This is a genomic window from Lentimicrobium sp. L6, assembly GCF_013166655.1.
Classification (GTDB): Bacteria; Bacteroidota; Bacteroidia; order Bacteroidales; family UBA12170; genus UBA12170.
This window is the reverse complement of record NZ_JABKCA010000030.1, coordinates 47,408-54,521: the sequence shown is the minus strand read 5'-3', so window position 1 is coordinate 54,521 and position 7,114 is coordinate 47,408. Positions and strand designations below refer to the sequence as shown.

The 7,114-nt window shown below is 35.2% G+C and carries 6 protein-coding genes; 4 read left to right on the top strand and 2 right to left on the bottom strand.

The window, feature by feature from the left end:
• Positions 1-427 precede the first annotated feature (427 nt).
• Positions 428-895: a hypothetical protein gene (locus tag HNS38_RS09255; protein ID WP_172281317.1), complete on the top strand. Its 468-nt coding sequence runs from the start codon at positions 428-430 to the stop codon at positions 893-895.
• A gap of 112 nt (positions 896-1,007) precedes the next feature.
• Here the strand turns inward: HNS38_RS09255 and HNS38_RS09250 are convergent, their stop codons facing one another.
• Positions 1,008-1,487: a hypothetical protein gene (locus HNS38_RS09250; protein WP_172281319.1), complete on the bottom strand. Its 480-nt coding sequence runs from the start codon at positions 1,485-1,487 to the stop codon at positions 1,008-1,010.
• Positions 1,488-1,988: 501 nt separating this feature from the next.
• Here HNS38_RS09250 and HNS38_RS09245 point away from each other — a divergent pair.
• On the top strand, positions 1,989-3,314 hold the full coding sequence (locus tag HNS38_RS09245) for an MBOAT family protein (RefSeq protein ID WP_216663681.1): 1,326 nt from the start codon (positions 1,989-1,991) through the stop codon (positions 3,312-3,314).
• A 9-nt stretch (positions 3,315-3,323) separates the two neighbouring features.
• On the top strand, positions 3,324-4,478 hold the full coding sequence (locus tag HNS38_RS09240) for a hypothetical protein (RefSeq protein ID WP_172346341.1): 1,155 nt from the start codon (positions 3,324-3,326) through the stop codon (positions 4,476-4,478).
• Between the two features lie 16 nt (positions 4,479-4,494).
• On the opposite strand, the gene radA is transcribed toward HNS38_RS09240, so the two are convergent.
• Complete coding sequence (gene radA, locus HNS38_RS09235; RefSeq protein WP_172281326.1) at positions 4,495-5,874, bottom strand: DNA repair protein RadA; 1,380 nt, start codon at positions 5,872-5,874, stop codon at positions 4,495-4,497.
• 224 nt (positions 5,875-6,098) lie between these two features.
• Here radA and HNS38_RS09230 point away from each other — a divergent pair, with 224 nt between their 5' ends.
• The gene (locus HNS38_RS09230) at positions 6,099-7,112 is read left to right on the top strand and encodes a hypothetical protein (protein ID WP_172281328.1); all 1,014 of its coding nucleotides are present in this window, start codon (positions 6,099-6,101) and stop codon (positions 7,110-7,112) included.
• Positions 7,113-7,114: the final 2 nt, after the last annotated feature.

Genomic DNA, 7,114 nt, shown 5'->3' with positions numbered 1-7,114 from the left:
TCTTTAATCCGAACTCTTTATTCTGATTCTCCCCATAAAAATTAACATGAGCCGTCTTTATCTAGATAAATAATCATAGTCTAGGCAAAGACGCTCGATTTTTTAATGCTTATTAATATAGCATTTTTCCTTATCTCAAGTAAAAATAACTATCTTAGCAACGCTATCTGTGATGGGTGTGATTTTTAAATTATGCCCAATAGAAACAACGCTGCTAAGTGTAAAAATAAAAGCTGAGACAATAGTGAATCCAAGAGTTGTAGCCCGTTTCAACAACTTTGAAACTTGACAGGAAAGGGCCATGCAGTCGGCTACATATTCTTATACTAAATGTTTTAAATCAAACCATTTAATATGCCAAAAGAAAAAATCATCGAACTTAAAATCTATGACAAAAAAACTGGAGTGATCAATACGCTCGTTATTTGTGGATCGGAATGGGACTTTTTTTATCCCCTTTGCTATCATTGTCCTAACCCATACCAATGAAGAAATCTCAGCAAACCCATTCCTTAAAGGATATAGCTATTTGATGATCCCTTTAGTGGTCGTATGTGGAGCTTATAAGGTTGTCGATTCTTATGAAACCCATATGAAGAAACACGGCCCAATAAGCTCCTTAACACTATCTGATAAGGCAATAGAATTATTCAACAAGGAATTTACCTACTCAAACTTACAACATATTACTATTCGACTCAGGGATGAGAAAGTGCAACCATTGCATTCAGCAAACAATTATCTTAAAATTGAAACTTTTAATGACACATATGAACTAGCCCTTGTGATCGACTCTAAGGAAGATCTTGAAACAGTCAAAAAGGCGGTCGCGCATTTTAAATCAAAGGATGTGTCAATCATATTTAAAAACATTTTTTTAAAAACAAAATTATAAGAACGAAATATTTGCACCGTTATTTGCACCGAAAACCTCTGTAGTACCAGTGTTTAAGGGCTATTTGAGTCTTGTTGGGGGTGCTTTTACAGAAAACAATAACAATCATATTTTAAATCCCATATCCAACATGAATACCCAAGCTGATATGGATGTCCTCAGGATCAAAGGCGAATTCGAGAAGAGGTCCAAGATGGAAATCATAAATCTCAAAACCATATGAGGTTTCAAAATGAAAAGCAAAATTTACCTCTGAGCTTCCATCTTCAAAAGTTATTCCTGGCGATACTGCTAAATGTAACCTTTCCATTGGGCTATATCCACCTACAATTCCGAATGTATTGTGACCATGCTCATCAAATACCCGTTCGTATCCAAGTCCTAGCCCAAATTTTGAATGTGGTAGGGAACGAATATAATGAAGGTGAAGTCCATATGCCAATTCTTCGGCATTAGTGAAATACACAAGTGAGTTGGCAATACCAAGCTCGTTTTTGTGATGACTGTGGGTATGATTGTGTTCTGTGTTTTGAGCAAAAAGATTGCTTGAGATTAGACTAGCTAAAATGGCGATATATATCGTTATTTTCATAAATAAGCTTTGATGGGTAGTTATTGTGTTTAAATGATATGAGCAGGCAATTTAGTGAATATAGTTTAATGCTATTGTCGTTTTCAATAAATTAACAAGCTAAGGTGGTTTTATAATTGTTTATCTATTCACCGATAATTTCTATGAAAGCAATCGGGATACAGTATTGTGTATCAGTTGGATGATTGGTGTTTGGGTGCCTAAATCCTGAGAGGTGATCGCGATTTACACTCAAAAACGAATATGAGCCAAGAGGCTAAAAAAGGATGCTTATACCATTCAAAAAGTGGTTTGTTATAGTCCTTTTGATTCTCCAAATACTATTTTTGGTTTTATCTAAGAAACACTTGTTGAGCTAAAAAAAAAGATGCAATTTTACCTCGAATTTAAAAAAAGACTCTAATGATTTTTAGTTCTCTCGTATTCTTATACGTATTTCTGCCAACCGTTTTGTTGCTATATTACATGATCAGAAAGTCTTATAGGAATTATTTACTTTTTTTGGCGAGTCTAATCTTTTTTGCTTGGGGTGGGGTGAGCTACTCTGCTTTGCTCATTGTCTCTATTATTTTTAATTATTTAATTGGAAGGCGGATTGCCGTTTCTGAAAAAGCTAAAGTTTGGCTTTTATTTGGTGTTATTATTAACATATCGCTGTTGGGTGTATTTAAATATGCTGGATTGTTTACCGAAACCATAAATGTATTTCTGGGCTTAACCCAAAACTCATTGCTGCCTATACCTGAAATATTACTGCCCATAGGAATTTCATTTTATACTTTTCAGGCCATGTCCTATTTAATAGATATATATAGAAAAGAGGCTGAAGTCCAAAAAAACATTGCTAATCTAGGCCTTTATATATCATTATTTCCTCAGTTAATAGCTGGACCCATTGTAAGATATCATGATATCTCCTTGCAGATTAATAACAGAGCACATACTTATGAGAAATTTTCAGAAGGTGTATTGAGGTTTGTTTTAGGCTTAGCAAAGAAAACACTGATTGCTAATAATCTTGCTATTGTAGCTGATCAAGTTTTTAATACCCCAGCTGGAGAAATATCTACATTGGCGGCATGGATAGGCATTATTGCCTATACTTTCCAAATCTATTACGATTTTGCAGGCTATTCTGATATGGCTATTGGATTGGCTAAAATGTTTGGATTCGACCTTCTCGAGAATTTTAACTTCCCTTATATCTCTAAATCAATTCAAGAGTTTTGGAGAAGATGGCATATTTCTCTTTCAAGCTGGTTTCGAGATTATCTCTACATCCCTTTGGGAGGCAATAGAATTGGTGTGAAGCGTACTTATGTGAATCTATTTATTGTGTTTTTTGTTACTGGTTTGTGGCATGGCTCCAGCTGGAACTTTGTGGTATGGGGACTGATTCATGGTTTGTTTATTGTTATAGAAAGACTCGGATTTAAAAATACGCTAAAAAAATTACCTGCTTTGTTTTCTGGAACCTACACTTTGTTTATTGCCATGATGGCTTGGGTGTTGTTTAGAGCGGAGGATTTTGGTTTTGCTAAGGAGTTTTATATGACTTTGTTTGGTTTTTCAAACACAACAGATATCGATGTTGATTTAGCATTAATGATAAATTCAGAGTTTGTTTTAAGTTTGATGATTGCTATTTTTGGTGCTTTTGGTGGATTCATGTTGATAAAAAAGCAATTATTGAAGACTTTAAGTACAAACCTCCTCGCAAAACTAAAGCCCATAAGCTATTCTTTATTCATTATCATCATCATGATTTTGGTGACCACTTATTTGGCCAATAGCACTTATAACCCTTTTATTTATTTTAGATTTTAATAGCCAATTATGATGAAGTTAGCTGTAAATATTAGTTTTTTAGTCCTGTTATTCGCTTTTTCCCTGAATCATCTTTTTCATATTGTTCATAAAGAAGATACTTCTGAGAATAGAAAGTTAGCCGAAAAACCTAAACTTGATATTAATCAATTAGATCCCTATCCTAATGCTTATAATGATTATTTTAATGATCACTTTGCTGGTAGAAACTATCTTATTGATATATATGAATGGTTGAATAATAGTGTATATCAGAAAAAAACGAGTAGGGGTAAGTATATCAGAGGAAATGATAATTATGTTTTTGAAACTTCAAAAAACCTGCCTGTTTATACTGGCAAGAAAACCATTAGTAATGAGCAATTAGAGCGTATGGCTCTTGAATTTCAAAAGCGTAAAGAATATTTCAACAACAATGGAATGGAAATGTATATCCTCATTATTCCATCTAAATATAAAGTATTGTCGGAGAAGTTACCTATGCTCATTAGAAAAGGCTCCCAAAATATGGGAGATAGGTTTATTGAATATTTTAAAGCAAATACCAACATTGCTGTTATAGATGGATTGCCCATCTTGAAAGAGAAAGGCAAAATAGATCCTGTGTTTTTAAAATATGATACCCATTGGAATCAATTGGGGGCTTTTTATGTTTACCAAGAACTGGTTCAGAGTATTTATGCTGATATGGGTATTTCCCAATCAATGGATACCTCATTGTTTACTTTTGAAAGCTATGATAAAGAGGGTGGTAATATGAAAAATGCTGCTGTCGATCAAAGTGACTTTGATTTTGGATATCGTATTTCACCAAAGAATATGACCTTTAAAAAGGATTCTGGATACCGACATCATGATCCCGATTTCAGATATGGGGATTTTGAGTTTTGTAGACGATTTAAATCTTCGAATTCTGATTTTCCCAAAGCTATAATTTTTAGAGATTCATTTGGCAATACTAGTTTATCCTTCTTACCTGAGGTTTTTAGTGAAACAGTATATATTTGGGACGATTGGCAGTACAAATTTAATAAGGAAATTATTGATATTGAAAAACCTGATGTGGTCATTTATTCCATTTATGAAACCTATATTGATAGATTATTGCAGGAGCCTTCTTTTGTGGAGCCAGATATAGAGCAGGATAAAGAGGACGTTCAATAGGGAGTCAGCCAATAAATTACCCAAATACAAAGCGAAAAACTTCCTCAATCTTACTGACTGCCACTACTCTAATACCTTTGTCCTTTTGGAGGTTCTTTCCATTATATTTAGAAACCACTATAGATTCAAAGCCCAATTTCTCTGCTTCTGATATTCTTTGCTCAATGTGATTTACCGAGCGTATTTCTCCTGATAAGCCTACTTCTGCAGCAAAAGCAATTTTTTGATCTATGGCCACATCTTCACTACTGCTTAATATGGCACAAACTACGGCTAAATCTATTCCAGGGTCGACTACCTTAATTCCTCCAGCAATATTGAGAAAAACATCTTTAATACTCAACCTAAATCCGCTTCTTTTTTCTAAAACAGCCAATAACATATTGAGTCTACGGGCATCAAATCCAGTAGTGCTTCTTTGAGGTGTTCCGTATACCGCGCTGCTTACCAAAGCTTGAATCTCAATTAGCATAGGTCGCATACCTTCTATGCTTGCTGCTATGGCTATGCCACTCAGGTTATCTTCTCTTTGTGAAAGTAATATTTCAGAAGGATTGCTAACCTCTCTTAAGCCATTGCCACTCATCTCGAAAATCCCCAGCTCCGAAGTGCTACCAAAGCGATTCTTTACAGTTCTTAAAATCCTGTAGCCATAGTTTCTGTCTCCTTCAAAATGTAAAACCGTATCAACCATGTGCTCCAAGACCTTAGGGCCTGCCAATCCTCCATCTTTGGTGATGTGACCAATCAAGAAAACAGAAGTATGGGTTTGTTTGGCAAACTTCTGAAATTCACCAGCACATTCTCTAACTTGTGAAACAGAGCCGGCAGAGGATTCTATATGTTCGCTTTGTAGGGTTTGAATGGAATCCACAATAAGTACTTTTGGTTTTACTTCTTTCACTTGCTGAAAGATTCTTTGGATATTGGTTTCGGTAAGGAAGTAGCAATCGTCGGAGGTGATATTTAATCTTTCCGCTCTCATTTTTACTTGTTGTTCGCTTTCTTCTCCACTGACATATAGCACATCTAGATTCGTCATCTTCATGGCTAATTGTAGGAGGAGGGTAGACTTTCCAATCCCGGGCTCTCCACCCAAAAGTATCACTGAACCCGGAACTAAGCCTCCTCCTAGTACTCTGTTGAGTTCCTCACTTTGAGTATTAAGTCGGCTTTGCTCTTCTACCGAAATATCTTTGAGTTTACGAGCTTTGCTTTTAGCTGGACTAGTTCCTATGGCATTGGCGGTATCGCGCCAACTGTCTTTGGTACTTTCTTTTTCAATAATCTCTTCCACAAAAGTATTCCACTGATTACAACTCGGGCATTTCCCAACCCATTTAGGCGATTGTGCTCCACAATTTTGACAGAAGAATGCTTTTTTTACTTTGGCCATGATCTTATTGTTTTTTTTGAGGAGGTAAAATTAGATAAAAAGCTTTTCTTATTTATCATTTTCTAGATTCATGATGTGATTTTTTCTTCTTAGCTAGTGAATGTTTGTTCTGGTGTATAATACTGTGAATCAGTCAAATGTTAAAAAAATATTTTTTCTTGACCTTGCCTATTTACTGTTATAATTTTAACAAATCGTTTATAATCACTTAAAATCAAAATCTTATGAAAAAATCAATACTTATTGTTTCGAGTTTATTATTTTTTAGTGCCTCCTTGTTTTCCGCTACTTGGCGGGTGAATAATTTCCCAAATGCTCAAGCTGATTTTACCACTTTGTCGGCAGCCATTGAAGCGGCGACTGATGGAGATGTGATTTATATTGAAGGAACGGGCTTAAATTATGAAGAAGGGCAAATTAATTTAACTAAATCACTAACCTTTTATGGTACAGGTTATTTTTTGTTGGAAAATGAAGATACTCAAGCCAATCACTTGCCTGCTGTTGTGAGTGTTATGCTAATTGTAGATGCAGGTAGCGAAGGGAGCCTTTTTTCTGGAATCAGCTTCGTTGGTGGTTTATTATATGTATATACAAGTGAGATTACCTTTGAAAGATGTCAGATTTCTAGCGAAATGAGATTACGAGGCTGGGATCAGGACATCTCTAACTTTATGATGAAACAATGCTACGTTTATGCTAATTTATGGGTTTGGGACATGGCCTATCCATCATCAAATATTGTATTTCAAAATAATGTATTCTTTGATGGCATGAGTTTGAATAAAGACTTAGGGAGTTATGTGGTCAGGAATAATATTTTCGCAGGTCATTATTCTTCTCTATTTGGCGTTAATATGACTGTGCAAAATAATATTATTGATGGAGGAGTCAATTCTAGTGTGGGGAATAATAATTTAGTAGAAAATAATATTATTGGAACAGGAGAGATGCCTGAAATGGGTGAGAACAATATAGGCGGAATTGTGTTGTCGGAGGTTTTTGTGGATTATCCAGATGGCGAAAATACCAGTCCTGATGCTATGTTTGTATTGCAAGCAGGTTCAGTAGCCCAAGGCCATGGTATGGGTGGAATTGATTGTGGTATTTTCGATGGGAATTTTCCCTATATCTTAAGTGGTTTGCCTCCCATTCCACGTATTTACGAATCTAATATTTCTGGTGTTGGAAATACCAATGGTCTACAAGTTCATATTAAAGCAAAATCTCAACATTAATC